This window comes from Trichocoleus sp. DQ-A2 (genome assembly GCF_039961915.1).
Classification (GTDB): Bacteria; Cyanobacteriota; Cyanobacteriia; order Cyanobacteriales; family FACHB-T130; genus FACHB-T130.
Genome location: NZ_JAMPKD010000003.1, coordinates 200,285 through 220,572, shown reverse-complemented (window position 1 = coordinate 220,572; position 20,288 = coordinate 200,285). Strand labels below are relative to the sequence as shown.

Here is a 20,288-nt window from a genome sequence, read left to right as displayed (position 1 = left end):
TCAATTAAACCCTCTTAGTTTTCTCAAGCCATGAGCATCATTACAGTTCAATGTCAGCTCAAAGCGGCTGAAGACTCCCTGCGCCATCTCTGGAGCCTAATGGCAGAGAAAAACACCCTTCTGGTCAATGAACTCCTGAAGCAGATTAATACTCACCCTGATTTAGATAACTGGTTGCAAGAAGGAAACATTACAGCCGACGTTATCGAAGGACTCTGCAAAAATCTCAGAACTGAATCTCGCTTCCAGGATATGCCAGGTCGTTTCGCCAACGCTGCTGAGAACTTAGTCAAATACATTTACAAATCCTGGTTCGCTCTACAAGAAAAACGGAGGTTTCGTCTCCAGAGAAAACAACGCTGGTTCTCTACACTCAGAAGTGATTTGGAACTAGAACAAGAAAGCGGTTGTAGTTTAGAAATGCTACGTGTTCAAGCCGCGAAAATCCTCACCAAGAAGAAGGCTGAGTTAGAGCGCAATCAAGAAGAAAAATCAGACCAAGCTCCTAAGGATAATTCAAAAGCCTTATTCAACAGCCTTTTCCAAGCCTACGACAAAGCTAAAGCCCCTCAGCAACGCTGTGCGATCGCCTATTTATTGAAAAATAATTGCGAGGTTAGGGAAGTAGAAGAAGACCCCGAAGCTTATCAACTGCGGCGGCGCAAGAAGGAAATTGAAATCGACCGCCTCGACGAACAGCTCAAGAGCCGTCTTCCCAAGGGAAGAAATCTATCTGACCAAGAGTGGCTGGAAGCCCTGGAACAAGCGCAGGAACTAATCCTCGATGACGAGAAATTCAGAGAAGTGCAAGCCAGTCTTACCAGAAAACAAAGCTCAGTTCCCTTCTCGATATCCTACGAAACCAGCACCGACTTGCGATGGTCGAGAAATGAACACAAACGCATCTGCGTTAGTTTCAATGGCAAAGGCATCAGCAAGCATACTTTTGAGGTTTTCTGCGATCAGCGCCAACTACATTGGTTTGAACGCCTTGCTCAAGACTACAAAATTTTTACCCAGAACAAGGAGCAGGTTCCTGCTGGATTGCTGACTTTACGTTCTGCTCGATTAGTTTGGCAAGAAGTTGAAGGCAAAGGCGAACCCTGGCAAGTGCATCGACTGTTGCTTCACTGCTCTGTTGAAACTCGTTTGTGGACGGCGGAGGGAACCGAGGAGGTACGTGCCGAGAAAATTGCGAAGACGCAAAAAATTATCGACAGTATGAAAGCAAAAGGCAGTCGGAGTAACAAGCTGGCAGCCCATGAAACTTCTCTAAAGCTACTCAAAACCTTTGATGGCTTCTCCCGCCCCAGTCAAGCAGGCTACAAGGGCAATCCCTCAATTGTCATTGGGGTTAGCTTCGGAAGAACTAAACCGGCAACGGTTGCGGTTGTCAACATCGAGACTGGCAAAGTTCTGGCATATCGCGATGTTAAGCAATTACTGAGCAAGCCCATCAAGGAAGGGAAAACTAAGAAGAAAAAAACTCAGTATGAGCAACTCAAACGTAGGCGAGAGCAACAACGCCTCAACAGCTACGAACACCACAAAGCTCAAAAAAATGGTGCTCCTTGTAACTTTGGAGAATCGAGGCAAGGGGAGTATGTAGATAGGTTGCTGGCAAAAGCGATTGTGGAAGTGGCTTCACAGTATCGAGCTAGCAGTATTGTCCTACCTGACTTGAGAAATATCCGGGAAGCGGCTGAGAGTGAAGTGAAAGCCAGAGCCGAACAAAGATTTCCCGGCTATCAAGAGATTCAAGATTGCTACGCCAAGGATTATCGAGCCAGCATTCACCGTTGGAGTTATAACAGGTTAGCTGAGTGTATTCAGGTTAAAGCCCATAGAGCTGGGATTGCCACAGAAAAAGCACAGCAACCGCATGGGGACAATCCTCAAGAGAAAGCCAGGAATTTAGTCCTAGCTGCTTGTGAAAATCGTAAAGTATCAGCTAGCTAGGTCAACCGATTTTGAACCTTGACAATATAAATATAATAAGAGATTAATAGCGCCGCTTGTACATGCTTATTACCTCTGTACAGTGTTAAGTTAGGGTTTGTTTGACTGTCGGAAGACAGTCCTACTTTCTGAACCCTGGTAGCTACCCGCCCATGATGCTGCCCCTATGAATACCTTCTTCATAGGTCGGGAAATTCCCGTGTATGAATACTGGAGTATATATTATACAGGAAAGGTGCGCTCCCAGCAAAATGAGGTGAGGCTGAAGGAGAAGGTAAATTTTCCCAAAGCCCTAGCCCTTGTTAACAAAGGTGCAGATTACTCACCGTTGTTAATAAGGGTGCGGATTACCGCAGTGGTGGCTCCGAACTCGTCCCCTTCGGGGGAGCCCTCCCTAATTTTTTTCTGACGGCTGAAAGTGGGGTCAAAATCCTTGAGTAGCCGTCAGAAGTTCAAAACTCCTGTCCAGTCTTGATTTTAGACGTTCACGGCAGTAATCCTTCTCTTTGGGAAAGAGCTGAAATGAGCAATTTAAAATCAGCCGACAAAAATGTATTTGTCAGCTTGTTTAGACAAGGGTTCCATCGGGCGCGGTTTCATCAACCCTCCCGCCTTGGGGTGGGTTGAAAGTAATTGTCCTTCGAGGCGGCTGATAAGCACATCAGATGTTTCATCAACCCTCCCGCCTTGGGGTGGGTTGAAAGCCACATGAAACAACTTTCTTTTCTGCAAGATTCAAGTTTCATCAACCCTCCCGCCTTGGGGTGGGTTGAAAGTTGGCGAAATTACGAAACAAACTTCGTCATCAGAAAGGTTTCATCAACCCTCCCGCCTTGGGGTGGGTTGAAAGCTGGACTGCTTGGAATTTGCCTACAGATACGAACTGTGTTTCATCAACCCTCCCGCCTTGGGGTGGGTTGAAAGGTTGCTGCTGCTTTCTTCTTAGAGGTTGCCATCGTCGTGTTTCATCAACCTCCCGCCTTGGGGTGGGTTGACAGGAAGGTATGACAAAATCATAGTTACTACAAAAGGGAGTTGCATCAAGCCTCCTCTAGTAGAGAGAGTTGAAAAGCCTATTTAGAAACTATGATCTAGAATCACCACAAATTTAACAATGGGAGGGTTGAAAGGAGCGCTGCGATCGCACAAACCGACTGTTCACAATCAACAACGACAATAATTTGCGAACAGATGCTCAAGGGGGGAAAGCGACATCAAACTGCCAATAACGACATGATTGTGCGAAAAACGACATTAATCTGCAAATCGCGACATTTAATTTGCGAACGTACATCAATCGACACTTGCTAATGTTAATGGAGAATAGGGAACTCGAATCCCTGACCTCTGCGGTGCGATCGCAGCGCTCTACCAACTGAGCTAATTCCCCAAGCTGTGAGCTAATAGCCATAAGCTATGAGCTATTGAACTTCAATATTCTAAAATATTCTAACATCCAGCCAGAAACAACTAACTATCGCGTTATCCGTACAGAGTCAGTGGTTTATCCGATCGTTGGCTGGGGTGTACTTCGAGAATAGACTTGTTCCACCCGCTCTAATTCTAAGTCAGAAAACTCATCAACAGCCCAGTTAGCCCAGCGTTGCAGCATATGAAACGGGTAAGTATGCGCTACTCCCACTACTGGCACACCAGCAATCTTTGCAGCTTGAATTCCGGCTAGGGTATCTTCAATCGCCAGACACTCCGATGGCAGTAGGTTGAGATGAGGATATTGCTGATTGAGGCGTTCCACTGCCAGAAGATATCCATCGGGTTCTGGCGAACTCGCGCTGATGTCGTCACCAGCAACAATGACGCTAAAGAACTCAGCCACCCCGGTGCGAGTTAATACCAGTTGTACCTCAGAATGGATGGAGCCACTGACTACACCCAGTTTCAATTCTCGCATCCGCAATCGGTTAATGAAGTCTTCCAAGCCTGGATAAATAGGTAGCTTTTCCAGCGCCTTTAAGCGTTGCTGGTAGGCTTGCGCCTTGCGGTTCACCAATTCGGTTAAATAGTTTTCGGTGACAAACCTACCACGATTTTTCAGCAGCTGATTTAGACAGGCGCGATCGCTCCTGCCTAAACAAAATTGCCGGTAATCTGTTGGTTTAAACCGCAGATTCTCTGAAATTAGAACTTCATCAATTAGTTCGCGGTGAATTGCCTCATCGTTAATAATGACACCGTTAAAGTCAAACAAAACTGCCTTCAAAGTCATGCCGTTGTGCCAAAAGCTGGGGCACCAAAGCCCTCCAAATCCTGATTATCTGCCGTGCTACTGGTCGCTATACGGGATGTTGATACCGAGCCAGGATTTTGAACTGGGATGGGTTTGATGCCTCTAGTGACTTGGTGTATCCACAACACATCCTGAGTTTGCACCGCTTCAAATCCTGCTGTTCCCATCCAGGCATCTACGCTATCACCGGCGTAAGCTCTGATGTACGGCTCCTCAAAAATATCACTTAGCCAATCTACTTGGCGAATCGTTTTCTGATTGCCATCGAGAATCAACACCTCTCCCCCAGCCTTTAGCAGGCGGAAGCTTTCCCGCAAGATGGCGCGAGATATCGGAGGTGGTGTCTCGTGAAACAACAAAGAAGCTGTTACCAGGTCAAAGGACGCATCAGGAAAGCCAGTTTCTTCAGCATTCCCGTGCAAAAATTGGATGTTTAGCTGTGCTTTTTTGGCTTTGTAGTCAGCCATCACCAGCATATAAGGCGACAAGTCTAGACCAATGACTTCCGCTTGCGGGAACGCTTGCTTTAACATCAGCGTTGTAGAGCCGGTACCGCAGCCTAAGTCTAAAATCCGTCGCGGTTGCCCTCCAATCGCATTAATTAAGCTTTGGCGTACCCAAGTTTCGTTGGGAGGCAAGGCGTACTGGGTAATCGGGTCGTAGGAAACTGCCGCACCGGAGTTGAGATAACCGCGCTCAATGCCGTGGAAGTTTTGGCTACTGTAGTAGGAAGGATAGGAAAGATTGGGTTTACGGAAGCGATCGCCCTCTTGCTCCCAATCCACACTCTCATAGAAACTCCGCAGCTTCTCTTCATCAATCAACAGCCGAACCACAGGTGCTAAGAAGCGCTCATAGATTGAGTTCTTGCCAACCGCCATAGGATTTTATCTGCGTTGTTGTAGATTACCTGAGGAGCGTTCTCCTCTTTACAAATCTTAATGCTATTTATAACGCAGAAACTCTTCCTGCGGATGTCTTTGGGAGATGACAAACCCGCACTCCTTTATGTATTATAAAAGTAATACATAAAGTATTATTGCCAGAGCTACCTCAGCGCAGATTGCGATCGCGACCGATAGTAGGCTTGCAGCGTCACGGATCTTTAATATCAAATATCAGCGGCAAACGTTTATGCCATACGAAAAGCTAGAAATTTCAACCCCAGTGCCAGTGCTATCTTGGGCAAATCATGCCCTTGGTTCCGATGAAACCAAGATGGCAAAGAATGTTGCCTCCCTGCCATTTGTATTCAAACACGTAGCGCTGATGCCAGACGTTCACCTTGGCAAAGGTGCCTTGGTAGGTTCTGTTGTGGCGACTAAAGAAGCAATTATGCCAGCTGCTGTCGGTGTGGATATTGGTTGCTTTACTGGTGACACTCTGGTTCCTTTAGCTGATGGTAAATCCTACCCAATCGGAGAACTAGCCAAAGCTCAGCAAGAGTTTGTTGTCTATTCCTGCACCGAGACTCAAAGAATTGTAGCCGCGAAGGCTACGGCTAAGCTAACTCGTCGTAATGCAGAACTCTTAAAGGTAGTTCTCGACAACGGAGAGGAAATCAAATGTACCCCTGACCATCAATTCATGCTCAGAAACGGCACTTATCAGGAAGCTGGCGACCTCAAAGCTGGTGCTTCGTTGATGCCTTTTTATTCCCAAGTAGATAAAGATGGATATATTTTAATCCAGCAACCCTATTCAGGTAGATGGCAAAAAGCGCACTGGGTTATTGCTCGGTCTGGGTTATTAGGGAAAGTTCCTTCATTTAACGGTCAGAAAACTGTTATTCACCACAAGAACTTTGAGCAAGCTGACAATCGTCCAGAAAATCTAGAGTTCATGGGTGATAAAGATCATTCTGCCTATCACCGCTCATTAGTAGAGAAGAATACCCATTGGCAATCCTTAGAGTTTGAGGAAAAAAGAAAGCAAGCGATCGCGGCTAAAGCCACTACTCCGGATGGATACAGATATTATTCTGAAAGAGGGACGAAACATATTCTTCAATATATGCAGGAACGTCCAGAACATTTCAGGGCATCCGTATCGGGAAATGGGGCCAGAGGAAGGCAGTTTTTAATTCAATACAACACCAGCGAAAAGGGAAGATACAAGAGCAAGGAAATTGCTAATCGGATTTACATCTGTGAAACTTGTGGAGATGAAGTCAAAAGTCCAATCGGGCTTCATAATCACAGAAAGAATCAACACGGCTACAACCATAAAGTAGTCGAAATTATTCCCTTGGCAGAAAGAGAAGATGTTTACTGCTTGACAGTGCCAGAATATGGTAACTTTGCCCTAAGTGCTGGCGTTTTTGTCCACAACTGCGGGATGATGGCAATTAAAACACCCTTTACTGCCGAACAATTGGAGGGTAAGCTAAAGCAAATTCGTCTGGATTTAGAAGCAGCGATTCCGGTTGGTTTCAATGAAAACAAAGATGTTGAAAAAGCAGTCCTTAACTGGCAAGGTTGGCGAGATTTCAAGGAATTACATTCAGGAGTCAAGCGCCTAGAAAGTAAAGCCATGAAGCAGATGGGTTCTCTCGGTGGTGGGAATCATTTTATTGAAGTTTGCTTAGATACGGAGAACTCTGTCTGGTTAATGCTGCACTCTGGTTCGCGCAACATCGGCAATATGCTGGCACAAAACCATATTGGCACGGCTAAAGAACTCGCGAAACTAGCAGGCGATCGCTTACCCGATCCAGACTTAGCTTACTTTGTCGCTGGTACGCCTGAATTTGCCACCTACTGGCACGATCTACAGTGGGCGCAAGACTACGCCCGTTTCAACCGTGACGTGATGATGGCGCGTTTCAAGCGGATTGTAGAAAAGCATCTCGCTGGGGGTAAACAAACAAAGCCGCTGCTGTCAGTGAACTGTCACCACAACTACGCCGAAAAAGAAGTTCATTTTGGCGAAGATGTGTATGTCACTCGCAAAGGTGCAGTCCGGGCACGTGAAGAAGACTACGGCATTATTCCCGGTTCAATGGGGGCAAAATCCTTCATTGTTAAGGGTAAAGGTAATGCTGAAAGCTACTGTTCTTGCAGTCACGGCGCTGGACGTTTGATGTCTCGAAATAAGGCAAAGAATGTCTACACATTGGATGATTTGATTCAGCAAACAAATGGTGTAGAGTGCCGCAAGGATGAGGGCGTTTTGGATGAAATTCCTGGCGCTTATAAACCGATCGAGCAAGTTATGGCTAATCAAGCGGATCTCGTTGAAGTTGTGGCGACGTTGAAGCAGGTTGTCTGTATTAAGGGTTAATTTATGTAGGGTGGGCGATGCCCACCTTTTTTGTTTTTTAACGCAAAGGTATGCAGAGGATAACGCAGAGTTTAATTAACTTAAAATGTAGTTGGATAATCTTCCACGGATTAGTAAGAATTTCTGACACAAGCGATCGCTTATGGTACTTCTCATCGATAAAAGTACCCAGGAGAACTTGCTGAAACCCTTGCCTATTCTTCCTCTTCTACCATCTGTTCAATAAATTTTTGCACTAAAGGCACAAAAATGCGAACTGACAAGTTAGTGCTTCGCTATCGCCTTGTTGATGCAACACTTCTTTCTTTACCAGTTTTTGGACAATCCTGGGATTTTAGTTGGTGGGAGTTTTTCCTGAAACTAGACACCGCAGGAATTTGCGATCGCTATCTTACAAACTTCTTCACAATTCCCGATAATACTCGCCCTAAATGGAGTAAGTCCCTCAGGTGCTACCCCGAAAAACTAATTTGCTGGTATTGCCATATCAATAATGCTTCTCAAATTCCCAAAAAAATCTGAACTTGTCACGAACTAAATATACAGATGTGATTAAGCATTCGGATACCAATTGCGGAACATGAAGAAGACATTGGGGAAGCGGCTTCAAGAAAATCAACTCTCGAAACGACAAAAAATGGCTCTAAACCAAGCGTTGTGGGGAGGAGGGGCTTCCATTTCTAAAGATACCGTTTTTGCTGCCCGCCTCAAGCAATTGCTGCTGCGGGCTTTTGTCATTCACAAGTCTCGCCAACACCTACCAGCTAGCACTCTACAAGAATATCGCTGTGACCTAAAGCGCCGCTTAAAGCAGTGTCTCGGCTCACAGGCGGATAATAAGCTAGGGTGGAGATTGAAAAAGCGCTATTCTGAAGTTCCTTATTACTTGTTTCTAGTTCTGGACGAAGCTTGTAGTCCGACCCTTTCCAGCACTGACACGCCAACACCAGCCACAGGGAAAGCCTCTCAAACTCCCAACCGAGTTCGTGCTGACAAGAAACACAAATTTGGTTCATTTGGCGATCGCACTTTCCGAGTTACCTTTGTGAGGTTGTACTTCAGCTATTGCGTAAACAATCCCAGAATCGTCAGCCTCAAGAAAATGCTGGGTTGTATCAGCCTAATTCTGGTCAAAATCGGCGATCAGCCTGTCCGAGTCCGAGATAGGTGGATTCACTACCACGACTTATACCACCTTGAGGTTAGTCGATTGGAAAGAATTCTGATGGGAAGAGACTGGGTGAGTGGTATTCATGGCATTAACGCTGGCGTGTTCCATGAATCTACGATTATTGGAGAGTATGACAGTTTTCTTGATGAAGCCCGAATCGCCATCCATGAGGCGCTAACCCGACCGACACCCTTCAGTCAACTCAAGGCTCTCTGTTGGATGACTTTGCTATTATTACAGGGAATCAATCCTTTGGCTGTTCTCCTTCGTCATCTCAGAAGTATGAAGAAAAAGCAACAAGAATTATGGGATTGGTTAGACATCTGAGATCGTCATCTCAACTATAAGGATGCTGACTTGGCTAGAGGGTTGAGAAGATATCAAATTTCCATCACTACACGTTTGATAAACTTCTCTACCAAAGGCGCTTGGAAGCATTAGCCATCCTCTGTTGTCTGCAAAATCATTGTGTCTTAGTGTGCGATCGCTTCTTTGTAAACTAGACTCTGTAGTAAGTTGCGATCGCTATCTTTCAAACTTTTCCACAATTCCCGAAAATACTTACCGCCTCGCTCTAGCATAGTGGGAAGAATGGCCTTGATATCCCGCGCAGTTGTTTTTGGGGTACTGAATATCTTGCCTGTTTTCCAGCATATCGCAGTTGAGCAGTTCTACTACCGCGTAGCACGTTAACTGTACAAGATAAGGCTGGCAGTGAGTGAGGTGGATAATGGGATCTACTTTGTATCCTGGTATGGGCGATATTTTGAGACTATTTACAAAGCCATAGATTCAGCTATTGTTGAATAAAAGTTCTGGGTTTTTGAAAACCCAGGAAAAAGGCATCTCAATATTTATTGACGTGTATGGTAATTCCAAAGAACCTTTTATTTTCAAAGTTTCGACCTCAAGAATTTGACTATCTTTGTCAACTGTTGTGTTCTGTGTTTGAGACATCTTCGGGAGAGTTGGCGAAACTGTACCAAGATATTGACAGCACTTTTGAGCAGCCAGGTTGGCCTTTACATTTTGTACGACGAGACTTTTTCAAGCCCGTAGATAAGGCATTTCAGGATACTTATCAAAAGTCCCCTGTAATTGCAGTGGATTTGCCCAGCCTCATGGAATGGGATGACGGACTGGAGGATAAACAAACAATTGCTATCATGGCTCAAGACCCCAAAAATAACAGTGACTATGAGCAATTAGTAGTTGGTACGCCTTATGGTTTACATCACAAAGGCTCTCGTGAGGAGTTGGGGATTACCAAACTTTATTTTGAAATGATTCAGGTTTTGCTCGAATTAGGATATCGAGTTTATCTGACAGACGTGCTAAAGATTTGGGTTTGTAATCCTGAACAACGCTATGAGCGAATTAAACTGCAAAATGTTGATCAGCAAAGGTTTTTACGCCTTGTCAAACCAGAATTAGCTGTGGTAAAGCCAGTTGCCGTGATAACGTGGGGCAAAGAAGCTTTTAATGCCGTAAATAAATTGCACTTAGGTATCCGGCACCTAGATTTTCCTCATCCTGCTAGTACTGCTGGTGGTGCTTGGAAAAAGCTGATGGGGCAATCCCCGACCAATTCAAATAAGCTTGCATACTGGCGGGCAACAATTGCTCAAGAATTGGGAAAGTAAAGTTTATGCAATCTGTTACTGACATTGGCACACTGATTTTCCACACACCGGAAATTTGCGACGGTCGTCCTCGAATTGCTGATACCAGGGTGTGTTCAGCGGATTGCAGCTTGGTACAAGATGGGGCTAAATGCAGAATGAAGATGTGCCACCCTACCTACAAAAGCAGTTAGCGCAATTATTAGCTGAACTGGAAGAGTTAAGGGAGGACGAAGATTCATGAATCGATACAGCATGGTTATTCAGTGGTCAGATGAAGATCAACTTTTCCTAGTCACTATCCCAGAGGTTGGCGATCGCGTTGTCATGCCTTGCACTCACGGCAAAACTCGTGAGGAAGCAATTCACAAGGGCGAAGAAGTGATTGAAATGTACTTAGAAGCATGGCTTGCAGAAGGTGAATCCATCCCTGAACCCAGTACGCTTCAAATTGCCTGATTACCTTTTTAGAAGTCCTACTCTGTAGTCAGTTCACCCAACTTGAGAACGTGACCTAGGTTGAAAAACAAGCATAGACAAAGCGATACTCACTTGCGTAAACACTCAGTTCCTTGCGGGATACCAGCACCAGCATTAAGGCGTTGTTGGTGAGGAGCGATCGCAAGTTGTCCTAAAATCCGTTATCGAATTCCTCAGAAATATCAAGTGGGCAAAAGCCCACAGATATTCCTAATAGGTAATTTGTAGAGTCACGGATGCCTCTACCTGTTGTTCGCCACCAATCACGGGTGTAGACGCCTCTACCTTCCCAGATCGCAAAGCCCCGTCAGCTAGGGGCATTGGGGGCGGCGGCGTCGTAGAAGCACCATTAACTTGAATGTTTACCACTTCCCGGCGAGTAAGATTTAGGGCACTCAAAACAGCATCCGCTTGCTCTTGGGCATCTTGAGTCGCTTCGCGCAAAGCTTGCTTTTGAGCGGTCGCGATCGCACTATCAGCAGCAATAAAACTAATGCCGTCAATCCGCGTCGCCCCAGCTTTCACCGCTTCATCCAGAAGCGTTCCGGCTGTTTGATTATTAACTCGAAAGCTAACGATGTTGGTGGCCGTATACCCAGTCAGACGCTGGACGTTATTTTCATAGCTGTAAGTCGGGTTGAGGCTAATGCCAGTGGTTTGTAATTTTTCGACATTGCGAGATTTTAGCAAATCCACCACTGCGCTAGAGCGTCGTGCTGCTTCCTGCTGCACATCCGCAGCTACTTTACCCTGAACCTCAACCCCCAGCCGCACCAGCGTTAACGTTGTTGCAATCGATTCTTCTCCCCTGCCAGTGACAGTGATGGTTCGCAACATTTTCTCTTGGGCGATCGCTGGATTCGTCATGATTACACTTAAAAGACCCACGGCGAAAGATATTGCCTGACGCTGATACCAGGAACTTGCGAAAGATGGAGTTCGATTCATTAGATCGTGTTGTCTCATACTAGAACTGCACCAGCTGCTTTTCATTGTGCCGGTGGAATGTTCCTAATCTGCCACTACCACAGCCAAAAAATCTCAGCAGTTACCGTTTTAGCAACTCAGGCGATAGTGCTAGTTGCAATGCAAGGGGTATCGCCCGCTCGCCAGTCCTATCGGGGATGGTAAGTATTTATACTTTGCTTTCAGGGATTAGATTCAACTATGCGATCAACTATGCGATCGCGCCGCGAAATTGACCGCGCCCCTTTCAAGCCATCATCTTGACAGGTCTTTGACTCTTGTTAAATCCCCAGATAAAAGCTTGATTTTGTAAAGAAGCTTGTACATTGAAAAGAATGATTTTGTGCAGAACTCATGCCGATAGATGCAGCTCACTGGCTTAGTTTACTAAGCCCAACTTTCTCACTCTCACTTTCGAGCAAAACTATTGCTGTCTTAGCGACAGCAACACAAGAAGCAGAAAAAAGTCCAGTGGTCTTAGCGGCAGTGTTACTGACTTTAGTCATCATTTACTTCGCTAGCAAAATGGGGGCGGAGATATCAAACTGGATGGGCTTCCCGCCTGTATTAGGCGAACTGGTCGGCGGTGTAGTGGTGGGTATCTCCGCCCTGCATCTGCTGGTATTTCCAGAAAGCGGGTCAGTCGCTTCTGATTCTGTCCTGATGTCCTTCTTGCAAGGCACTTCTGGCTTAAGTCTCGACACGATTGGTGAAGTATTTCAAACCCAGAGCGAAGTCATTTCCGTTTTAGCAGAACTGGGCGTAATCGTACTGCTATTTGAAATTGGTCTGGAGTCGAACTTAAAGGAACTGATGGCAGTCGGTATCCAGGCAGTCGTCGTCGCAGTGGTGGGGGTAGTGGTGCCCTTTGCAGCTGGCACTGCGGGGCTGATGCTCTTTTTTGGCGTGCCAGCGGTTCCGGCGATTTTTGCGGGTGCGGCTTTGACTGCAACCAGCATTGGGATTACTTCCAAAGTTCTCTCAGAATTGGGGCGTCTCACTTCTAGAGAAGGTCAGATTATTCTGGGCGCTGCGGTTATAGACGATGTTCTGGGTATCATCGTTTTGGCAGTGGTAGCTAGTTTGGCAAAAACGGGTGAAGTAGATGTCAGCAACGTCATTTATCTGATCGTCAGCGCCAGTAGTTTTCTACTAGGTGCGATTCTGCTAGGTAAGGTTTTTAACAAATCCTTTGTAGCGATCGCCGATCAGCTCAAGACGCGCGGCGGGCTAGTCATACCGGCTTTCATCTTCGCATTCTTGATGGCCTATGTGGGAGCCGCTATTCACCTAGAAGCCATTTTGGGAGCTTTTGCAGCTGGCTTAGTCTTAGACGAAACGGATAAGCGTAAAGAACTGGAAAAGCAGGTAGTGCCTATTGCCGATCTGCTGGTGCCGATTTTCTTTGTAACGGTTGGGGCTAAAACTGACCTAGGAGTTCTCAATCCAGCGGTTCCCAGTAACCGGGAAGGGTTGTTCATGGCTATGTTCCTGATTGTCGTGGCAATTCTCGGAAAGGTTGTTACGGGTCTAGTCGTATTTGGTCAACCTCAGATCAACCGATTAGCGATTGGCGTCGGGATGATTCCACGAGGCGAAGTCGGGTTGGTCTTTGCCGGTGTTGGTTCTGCCAGCGGTGCTTTGTCTGAAGCCACAGAAGCCGCGATTATTATGATGGTCATCTTGACAACTTTTTTAGCACCTCCCTTATTACGGTTTGTGTTTCAAGAGCCTGCATCGGTTCCTGCTAAGGAAAGCGATTAGTTATTAATTCATGTGTGGGTAGTGGGTAGTGGTGGTATACAATCAACACCGACTACCTACTCCGTAGTACCTACTGACAAAAAACTAACAGCAAACGGTTTTTGTGAAACTTAAGTCACTTTATCTACGTCCCTTGGGGTTGGTTATCGGATTTAATCGGATTTAAAAGGTTTCTCTCGCTTTGAGAAAAGTGTTGGCTCGCGCGGCTTGGGAATAGGCAGCATCAAGACGTTATCATTGCCAAGCCCTGAGAACAAAAATCTCTGATGAGAAACTCCATACACCAGGCATCTTCCCGATGGTAATTGGCTTTTTCCAGCGAAAAAAGTCATGCCTAGTCGATTATTCTGCATTGCGACCAAAGTCGTGATATTGTTCAACCCAGTCTAAAATCGTTTACTTTGTTTACCGCAATGCACCGGATGTGAACCGAAAACATCCGAAACAGGTCTACAGCGTACAGGCCGATTATTACGGTCTTTGCCTTTTTCAGGAGCAACGATAGTGAGATTTTACTGGCTATTACCCAGTTTTTTGAGCATTTTTCTCGTTTCACTTCCCGCGAATGCGGCAAGACTGGTGTATTGGCGTTTTGATGCCAATCAGAACCGACTAGACTTTAGGACGGATGATGGAGTGCAACCGCGAGCGCAACTGCTTGCCAATCCGACCCGTGTGGTAATCGATCTGCCCGGTACCAGCTTGGGGCGCTCAACGGTGACTCAGCAGTTGGCTGGATCGCTGCGTTCTCTGCGAGTAGGACAGTTTGAAGGTAATACTACTCGGATGGTGATTGAATTAGACCCTGGTTACACCCTCGATCCAGAAAAAGTGCTAGTTCGAGGAGCTTCCCCCAGCCAGTGGTCGGTGCAATTACCAAAGCCCGAACGAGTAGCGCAGGTGTCAAATCCTTCACCCAGAGATCTAGCACCCAGAGATCTAGATTTGGGAAATTCTCCGCCGCCCCCTTTGCAACCTCTTCCCAATCAAGCTCCTAGAAATCCTTCGCCGCCTCCAGTGCTGAGTCGCCCACCGATTCGTCAGACACCTCCAAACGTAACGGTTGGGTCGCTTGCTCAAATCGAAGATGTGCAGGTAACGCGAGATGGGTTTTTCCTAAAGACGAATGGGGGTCGCCCGCAGATTATTAAGGTGAACCGGAGTAGCGATCGCAAAAACATTACTTTTGACCTGCGAGGAGCGACCCTTTCCCGCAGTCTTACATCGCCTTCTCCGACGGTGAATCGCTATGGCGTCAGTCGCATCTTATTGTCCCAAGTTGATACTTCACCCTCAATCGTTCGCGTCACGATGAACGTGAGGAGAGAAAGCCCGGACTGGCTGGCAAGTGTTAGCGATTTTGGCGGTATTGTCATCTTGCCGAAGGGTACGAGTGCTGGCGACATTGAAAGCCCACCACTAGCTGGAAATCAACCCTCTCCCATTTCGGGGGGGTCTAGACCGCCTTCAACTGCACCCAGCCAACCCGTCCCCACCAACCGTCCGAATAATCAGTTAGCAACAATTCAATCGGTTGAACTCGCTTCTTCCGGAACCCAGTTATTAATTCGGGCGGATGCGTCTGTCAGATACACCGGCAGATGGGATGCAAGAGAGGGAGTTTATCGAATTACGATTCCTTCCGCTGAACTAGCTGACCGAGTTAGGGGACCTCAACTGGATGCCACCACTTCAGTGCGGCGGGTGCGTTTGCAGCAGCAAGACTCGCGGACTGTCGTCATTCTGGTGCAACCAGCCTCAGGGGTACAGGTTGGAGAACTCAATCAGGTGAGCGACCAACTTTTAGCACTGCAACTGCAACGAAGTCGCCTTGGCTCGGTTGTTCCTCCCACAGGCCCTATTCGGGTTCCGCCCACGGGTTCTGTTAACGTGCCGCCGCCTCAGAATAACAATCCGCCTTCGCGACCCCGCCCCCGTGTTGGACGATTGGTTGTGGTTGTAGATGCCGGACATGGAGGCAAAGACCCTGGAGCCATCGGTTATAGAGGTTTGCGAGAGGTCGATGTAATTTTGCCGATTGCACAGCAGGTAGCGACATTGCTAGAGCAACAGGGCATCCAGGCGGTGATGACGCGAAAGGATGACTATTTTGTAGACTTGCAACCACGAGTAACGATGGCTGAGCGAGCCAATGCCGATTTATTCGTCAGTATCCACGCCAATTCAATTGGTGGGCGTCCTGATGTGCAGGGGCTGGAGACTTACTATTACTCTAGTGGTGGGCGTTTAGCGCAAACCATTCACAATAGTATTTTGCAGAACGTTGATATCCGAGATCGAGGAGTGCGGCAGGCGAGATTTTATGTACTGAGGAAGAGTTCGATGCCCGCTGTTTTAGTGGAGGTTGGTTTTGTGTCCAGCCCACAAGAGGCTGTGAAGTTGGCTTCGCCAAATTACCAGAGCCAGATGGCAAGAGCGATCGCTCGCGGTATTCTACAGTACATTCAACAAAGTCTCTAAATGCCGGTTTGTGGGGAGTGGTTGATTAATTATGAATAAGGAACAAAAAACAAATGAGGCTCTTCAACGAGCCAGAATTGGGATTTTTGATAGCGGAGTAGGCGGACTGACGGTATTGAGGGAACTCTACCGGCAGCTGCCATCCGAATCCGTTCTTTACTTTGGCGATACAGCTCGACTGCCCTACGGCACTCGCTCTCAGGCAGAAATTTTGCACTTTGTGCGCGAAATTCTCATCTGGATGATGCAGCAGGGCGTCAAAATGGCGATCATGGCGTGCAACACCAGTTCTGCCCTCGCTTTGGAGGCAGTGCGGTCTGAGTTTCCTCTCCCGATTTTGGGAGTTATCTTGCCTGGTGCCCGCGCGGCTGTTGAGCTAGGCAACCGGATTGGAGTCATCGCTACCCCAGCCACTGCCGCTAGCAACGCTTATCGTCGCGCGATTTTAGAAGTTGACGCCACTGCCCAAGTTTGGCAAGTCGGTTGCCCAGAGTTTGTGCCGGTGATTGAGCAAAACCGCATCCATGAGCCTTACACCCTAGAAGTGGCGCGGGAGTACTTGGCACCGTTACTGCACCATCGTATTGACACGCTTGTTTATGGCTGTACCCACTATCCCCACTTAGCACCCGTCCTGAGGAAAATTCTGCCCCGGTCGGTGAAGCTATGCGATCCGGCAGTTCATGTAGTGGCTGCGGCTGCACAAGAGCTGGATTTACTAGGACTGAGAAACACCCGCCCGCCTCTAGCAACTCGATTTGCCGTGAGCGGTTGTCCCGAACAGTTTGCACAACTGTCAGTACAGTGGCTGGGGTGTACGCCTGCGGTAGAAAAAGTTTATTTACCGACAGTGCTACATCGGCAATTACCGCTAGAGCTAAGCGAGTAGCAGTCAATTGAAGAATGGGTTCTTCAATCCAAAATTCTAGATTTGACTGCTAATGGCGGATCGATGAGGTGAGCGTGCTGCAAACGGCTAATACTTCTGTCGCGATCGCTAGGGTATGGACTTCGTCCTACCCGCACCTTTCACAGTTCGCTGCGCCAGCATCAACAGCAGGTAAACCGTTAACAAATAACCAGTGGCTAAAAATGGGATAATCAGAGGCATATCATTATACGTCATGGTATCGCACAATCACAAGTAGCGGAATGTAAATTTTTATACAAGTTCTTTTCCCAAGACAATGTCCCAAGTCAAGACTTGAGTCAATGCTTGAGAATATGTCTGCCCATAGGAATTCTGGAGGTCGCTGTCGCCCCAAAAATTCTTGATTTAACTAAAACCCCAGAAAATTGATAAAAATAATCTGAGATTTTTTCGGCAATCCCGTAGATAGCAAGCTAATCCACAGTGCCTATTGAAAGTCCTTTATTTTCGGATGGCTAGTTTTCCTAGAGCCTTAACGCTAGAAAAAGATGCAGGAAGCCGGAAATGCTACCGCCTACCAAAAATCTGCCATCCTTTACCAATTCATTACAAACACGTAAGTGTTTTCTGTAATTTTTTGGCTCAGTAACTCTATTAAGCTTTTCAAATCCTTACATATTAGAGTAACACAAGATCCCCAAGGGTTAGGAGGGATTTTTTTAGATACTTTACAAGTCGATACAATTTCAAAAAAAGGCTGCGGGGGCATCTTCTAAGGAACAAAACTTCCCTGTAGGGGAGCATTAGCTTAAAATAAATGACAGGAATGTAAAATTTCGTAACTATTAAGCCAGAGTCAGCTGATCCATGACCTCAGTGACCTCCCTCTTTGCCCCTGTTGAATCAGACCTACGTGTTCTGACGGAGAATTTGAAAAAGCTGGTTGGTGCCCGTCACCCCATCCTGTATGCGGCGGCAGAACACTTATTTGGGGCAGGAGGAAAGCGCGTTAGACCCGCTATCGTCCTGCTGATATCGCGGGCAACCATGCTGGATCAAGACATTACCCCACGTCACCGGCGTCTCGCAGAAATTACGGAAATGATTCACACCGCTAGTCTGGTACACGACGATGTGGTGGATGAATCCGAGGTAAGACGCGGTATTGCCACGGTTCATAGCCGGTTTGGCAATCGCATCGCTGTGTTGGCGGGAGACTTTTTATTTGCCCAATCTTCTTGGTATTTGGCAAATTTGAATAATTTAGAAGTAGTGAAACTGCTCTCAGAAGTGATTATGGATATGGCAGAAGGAGAAATTCAGCAAGGGCTGAATCGCTTTGATGCCAGTATGTCCCTCGAAGCTTACTTAGAGAAGAGTTACTACAAAACTGCCTCGTTGATGGCTAACAGTGCGAAGGCGGCTGGACTACTCAGTGATGTCTCGGAGGAGGCGGCAGAAAATTTGTATCGCTACGGACGTCATCTCGGCTTGGCTTTCCAGATTGTGGATGATATTTTTGACTTCACGGGTTCGACAGAAGCTTTAGGTAAGCCAGCCGGATCGGATCTAAAAAGTGGCAATCTAACAGCACCCGTGTTATTTGCCTTAGAAGAAAAACCTTACCTGGAGGCGCTCATTGAGCGGGAATTTACAGAGGAGGGGGATTTAGAAGCAGCGATCGCCCTGATTGAAGAAAGTCAGGGTATCGAGCGATCGCGCGAATTAGCTGCACATCATGCCCAACTCGCCGTTCAACAATTAGCAGATTTACCGCACTCGGAGTGTCGTCAAGCGCTCATTGACATGGCTGAGTACGTGTTGAGTCGGCTTTATTAAGGAGTGTGGATTGATTAACCCCCGATTTCTTTTATCGGGGTATTGGCTGTAGGGGCTTTTTCTGTGCATGCCCCTACAGAACGCGAATGAGTGTAAGTTATTGAATCGACGTTTCTAAGAATGAATCAAAATCCAATCAGCGATTAGCAAATTTTACACTTGGCGAGTCTCGCCACCAGAGAAGAACACACCAAATCCCAGCGACCCAATCCAGTATCTTCTAATCCTCCAGCCGGAAGATGACCCGATGGGGCAGAATTTCCGGAGAAAGTGAGATCCGAGTAATTTAACCAATTGCCTTTGACACGCCAACCCACTTGGTCGCCAAAACGACACCAAGTGGCATAGTCAAAGTTAGGTTTTCCGCCAATCTTTTCCCAAATGCGCTTCTGGACACTAAAGCCAAAGCGTCCGTCGCTGTAATTTACCCAGAGTCGATCGATCGTACCGAGGTGTTGGCAGGGAAACTTTTGAAAATCTTCAACTCTCAGCCAGCCTTCTGGTTCTCGATGGGAAATTTGAAGCAGGAGCATTCGTGTTTCCCGATCTGCTTCCTTCCAGTTGCGGGCGGTCAGGAAATCCCGCAGTTTGCTGTAATTTATCCCCAATGCCCTGAGATGAGCGGGAGAGGAAGCCATCGTGGGTATCGTGACACTAACATCAGAAGGTTTAGTAAGTTTAGAGTGCAAGGCTTCCAGCACCTCCAAAGCCGATTTATAGCGATCCTTCGGTAAAGGCTGAAGCAGTTTATCTAAAATTTGCCCTAACTCTTCACTAATCGTTGTCCCATCTGGCAGACGCTCTCGCCACATCCAGCGACACTCTAGCGGTTCATAAAGACCATCAGAACCACCTAATGTAGGAAGAGATTGGGTGAGCAGACAAACGCAAGTGACTCCTAAACTGTAGAGATCGCTAGCGGGGTAGGCGTGACCGTGCATTTGTTCCATCGGCGTATATCCTACCGTACCGACCGTTGTCCCCACTTGCCCCATCGTCGTCTCTGTTACCAGTTTGGAGACGCCAAAATCAATTAGGACTAACCTGCCGTTTCGGTGACGACGCATAATATTCTCTAGCTTGATATCCCGGTGAATCACCCCACGTTCGTGAATAAATTTGAGAATTGGCAGTAACTCAGCCAAAAGCTGTCTAATCTTTTGTTCGCTAAAAGCTCCCTGAGTAGCCAATTCTTGACGTAAAGTGAGTCCCGCAATCAACTCTTGCACCAGATACAGGCGCTTATCTTCTTCAAAGTAAGCAAGCAGTCTGGGAATGTGGGGATGTTCTCCCAGTTGAAACAACCGCACGCCTTCCTGGTTAAACATTGCCGTTGCTTTTTCCAGCGCCTTCGGATTGGCTTGAATCTCTGAGGATGGTAAAAATTGCTTCACCACGCAGGGCGCATTCATACAGTCAGTATCTGCTGCCTGATAGGTTCTGCCAAATCCGCCACCACCAATCGGTTTGAGGATACGGTAGCGATTTCTCAGTAATAAATGGGAGCCACAATTTTGGCAAAATTTATAATTGTCAGGATTTAGGCGATCGCGGCAATTGGGATTTGGACAGTAGATCATACCCAGGCAGGATTCAGCAGGTTGA

15 protein-coding genes, 1 tRNA gene, 1 pseudogene and 1 CRISPR repeat array are annotated in these 20,288 nt (G+C 46.9%); of the genes and pseudogenes, 11 read left to right on the top strand and 6 right to left on the bottom strand.

All coding sequences use genetic code 11. The annotated features are described in order from the left end of the window. Positions 1 to 30 precede the first annotated feature (30 nt). A complete protein-coding gene (cas12k, locus tag NC997_RS03810) occupies positions 31 to 1,959 on the top strand; it encodes a type V CRISPR-associated protein Cas12k (protein WP_190528971.1) in 1,929 nt (642 codons plus the stop codon). A 593-nt stretch (positions 1,960 to 2,552) separates the two neighbouring features. After that, a CRISPR array of direct repeats spans positions 2,553 to 2,957; the repeat unit is 37 nt; unit sequence GTTTCATCAACCCTCCCGCCTTGGGGTGGGTTGAAAG. Between the two features lie 319 nt (positions 2,958 to 3,276). On the opposite strand, the gene NC997_RS03805 is transcribed toward cas12k, so the two are convergent. From NC997_RS03805 to NC997_RS03795, 3 genes are all read right to left on the bottom strand, one after another. Beyond that, a tRNA-Ala gene (locus NC997_RS03805) sits at positions 3,277 to 3,349 on the bottom strand. Between the two features lie 114 nt (positions 3,350 to 3,463). Beyond that, on the bottom strand, positions 3,464 to 4,186 hold the full coding sequence (locus NC997_RS03800) for an HAD family phosphatase (protein ID WP_190528969.1): 723 nt from the start codon (positions 4,184 to 4,186) through the stop codon (positions 3,464 to 3,466). Then, positions 4,183 to 5,088: a class I SAM-dependent methyltransferase gene (locus NC997_RS03795; protein ID WP_190528967.1), complete on the bottom strand. Its 906-nt coding sequence runs from the start codon at positions 5,086 to 5,088 to the stop codon at positions 4,183 to 4,185. The genes NC997_RS03800 and NC997_RS03795 overlap by 4 nt, the downstream gene beginning before the upstream one ends. A 253-nt stretch (positions 5,089 to 5,341) precedes the next feature. Here NC997_RS03795 and NC997_RS03790 point away from each other — a divergent pair, with 253 nt between their 5' ends. The 6 genes and pseudogenes from NC997_RS03790 (at position 5,342) to NC997_RS03765 (ending at position 10,741) form a co-directional block, all read left to right on the top strand. Continuing rightward, positions 5,342 to 7,489, top strand: a complete 2,148-nt coding sequence (locus tag NC997_RS03790) for an RtcB family protein (protein ID WP_190528965.1) — start codon at positions 5,342 to 5,344, stop codon at positions 7,487 to 7,489. Between the two features lie 249 nt (positions 7,490 to 7,738). Next, positions 7,739 to 8,011, top strand: a complete 273-nt coding sequence (locus NC997_RS03785) for a hypothetical protein (protein ID WP_190528963.1) — start codon at positions 7,739 to 7,741, stop codon at positions 8,009 to 8,011. Positions 8,012 to 8,069: 58 nt separating this feature from the next. Further along, positions 8,070 to 8,987 (top strand): hypothetical protein, encoded by a 918-nt coding sequence (locus tag NC997_RS03780; protein WP_199306253.1) that lies wholly within the window; start codon positions 8,070 to 8,072, stop codon positions 8,985 to 8,987. 539 nt (positions 8,988 to 9,526) lie between these two features. Then, complete coding sequence (locus NC997_RS03775; protein WP_190528961.1) at positions 9,527 to 10,303, top strand: hypothetical protein; 777 nt, start codon at positions 9,527 to 9,529, stop codon at positions 10,301 to 10,303. Positions 10,304 to 10,308: 5 nt separating this feature from the next. Beyond that, a pseudogene (locus tag NC997_RS03770) lies at positions 10,309 to 10,441 on the top strand (DUF433 domain-containing protein); the annotation flags it as partial. A gap of 81 nt (positions 10,442 to 10,522) precedes the next feature. Further along, positions 10,523 to 10,741, top strand: a complete 219-nt coding sequence (locus NC997_RS03765; RefSeq protein ID WP_190528960.1) for a type II toxin-antitoxin system HicB family antitoxin — start codon at positions 10,523 to 10,525, stop codon at positions 10,739 to 10,741. Positions 10,742 to 10,972: 231 nt separating this feature from the next. Here the strand turns inward: NC997_RS03765 and NC997_RS03760 are convergent, their stop codons facing one another. Then, positions 10,973 to 11,710, bottom strand: a complete 738-nt coding sequence (locus NC997_RS03760) for an SIMPL domain-containing protein (RefSeq protein WP_190528958.1) — start codon at positions 11,708 to 11,710, stop codon at positions 10,973 to 10,975. Between the two features lie 372 nt (positions 11,711 to 12,082). Between NC997_RS03760 and NC997_RS03755 the strand changes: the two genes are divergently transcribed. From NC997_RS03755 to murI, 3 genes are all read left to right on the top strand, one after another. Continuing rightward, on the top strand, positions 12,083 to 13,492 hold the full coding sequence (locus NC997_RS03755) for a cation:proton antiporter (RefSeq protein ID WP_190414916.1): 1,410 nt from the start codon (positions 12,083 to 12,085) through the stop codon (positions 13,490 to 13,492). A 504-nt stretch (positions 13,493 to 13,996) separates the two neighbouring features. Continuing rightward, a complete protein-coding gene (locus NC997_RS03750) occupies positions 13,997 to 15,973 on the top strand; it encodes an N-acetylmuramoyl-L-alanine amidase (RefSeq protein WP_190528956.1) in 1,977 nt (658 codons plus the stop codon). A gap of 31 nt (positions 15,974 to 16,004) precedes the next feature. After that, a complete protein-coding gene (gene murI / locus NC997_RS03745; RefSeq protein ID WP_190528954.1) occupies positions 16,005 to 16,862 on the top strand; it encodes a glutamate racemase in 858 nt (285 codons plus the stop codon). A gap of 108 nt (positions 16,863 to 16,970) precedes the next feature. Here the strand turns inward: murI and NC997_RS03740 are convergent, their stop codons facing one another. Continuing rightward, positions 16,971 to 17,099, bottom strand: a complete 129-nt coding sequence (locus tag NC997_RS03740; protein WP_339380387.1) for a hypothetical protein — start codon at positions 17,097 to 17,099, stop codon at positions 16,971 to 16,973. 612 nt (positions 17,100 to 17,711) lie between these two features. Here NC997_RS03740 and sds point away from each other — a divergent pair. After that, positions 17,712 to 18,683 carry a solanesyl diphosphate synthase gene (gene sds, locus NC997_RS03735; RefSeq protein WP_190528952.1) on the top strand — a complete coding sequence of 324 codons (972 nt, stop codon included), beginning with the start codon at positions 17,712 to 17,714 and terminating at the stop codon, positions 18,681 to 18,683. A gap of 143 nt (positions 18,684 to 18,826) precedes the next feature. On the opposite strand, the gene NC997_RS03730 is transcribed toward sds, so the two are convergent. Further along, complete coding sequence (locus NC997_RS03730; protein ID WP_190528950.1) at positions 18,827 to 20,263, bottom strand: serine/threonine-protein kinase; 1,437 nt, start codon at positions 20,261 to 20,263, stop codon at positions 18,827 to 18,829. Positions 20,264 to 20,288: the final 25 nt, after the last annotated feature.

Bases quoted from the DNA above. Each gene is read 5' to 3' on its own strand.
- NC997_RS03730 (WP_190528950.1), bottom strand. From the start codon at position 20,263: ATGATCTACTGTCCAAATCCCAATTGCCGCGATCGCCTAAATCCTGAC.
- NC997_RS03765 (WP_190528960.1), top strand. From the start codon at position 10,523: ATGAATCGATACAGCATGGTTATTCAGTGGTCAGATGAAGATCAACTT.
- NC997_RS03795 (WP_190528967.1), bottom strand. From the start codon at position 5,088: ATGGCGGTTGGCAAGAACTCAATCTATGAGCGCTTCTTAGCACCTGTG.
- cas12k (WP_190528971.1), top strand. From the start codon at position 31: ATGAGCATCATTACAGTTCAATGTCAGCTCAAAGCGGCTGAAGACTCC.
- NC997_RS03800 (WP_190528969.1), bottom strand. From the start codon at position 4,186: ATGACTTTGAAGGCAGTTTTGTTTGACTTTAACGGTGTCATTATTAAC.
- NC997_RS03740 (WP_339380387.1), bottom strand. From the start codon at position 17,099: ATGACGTATAATGATATGCCTCTGATTATCCCATTTTTAGCCACTGGT.
- NC997_RS03755 (WP_190414916.1), top strand. From the start codon at position 12,083: ATGCCGATAGATGCAGCTCACTGGCTTAGTTTACTAAGCCCAACTTTC.
- NC997_RS03790 (WP_190528965.1), top strand. From the start codon at position 5,342: ATGCCATACGAAAAGCTAGAAATTTCAACCCCAGTGCCAGTGCTATCT.
- NC997_RS03760 (WP_190528958.1), bottom strand. From the start codon at position 11,710: ATGAATCGAACTCCATCTTTCGCAAGTTCCTGGTATCAGCGTCAGGCA.
- NC997_RS03780 (WP_199306253.1), top strand. From the start codon at position 8,070: ATGAAGAAGACATTGGGGAAGCGGCTTCAAGAAAATCAACTCTCGAAA.
- NC997_RS03775 (WP_190528961.1), top strand. From the start codon at position 9,527: ATGGTAATTCCAAAGAACCTTTTATTTTCAAAGTTTCGACCTCAAGAA.
- NC997_RS03785 (WP_190528963.1), top strand. From the start codon at position 7,739: ATGCGAACTGACAAGTTAGTGCTTCGCTATCGCCTTGTTGATGCAACA.
- sds (WP_190528952.1), top strand. From the start codon at position 17,712: ATGACCTCAGTGACCTCCCTCTTTGCCCCTGTTGAATCAGACCTACGT.
- murI (WP_190528954.1), top strand. From the start codon at position 16,005: ATGAATAAGGAACAAAAAACAAATGAGGCTCTTCAACGAGCCAGAATT.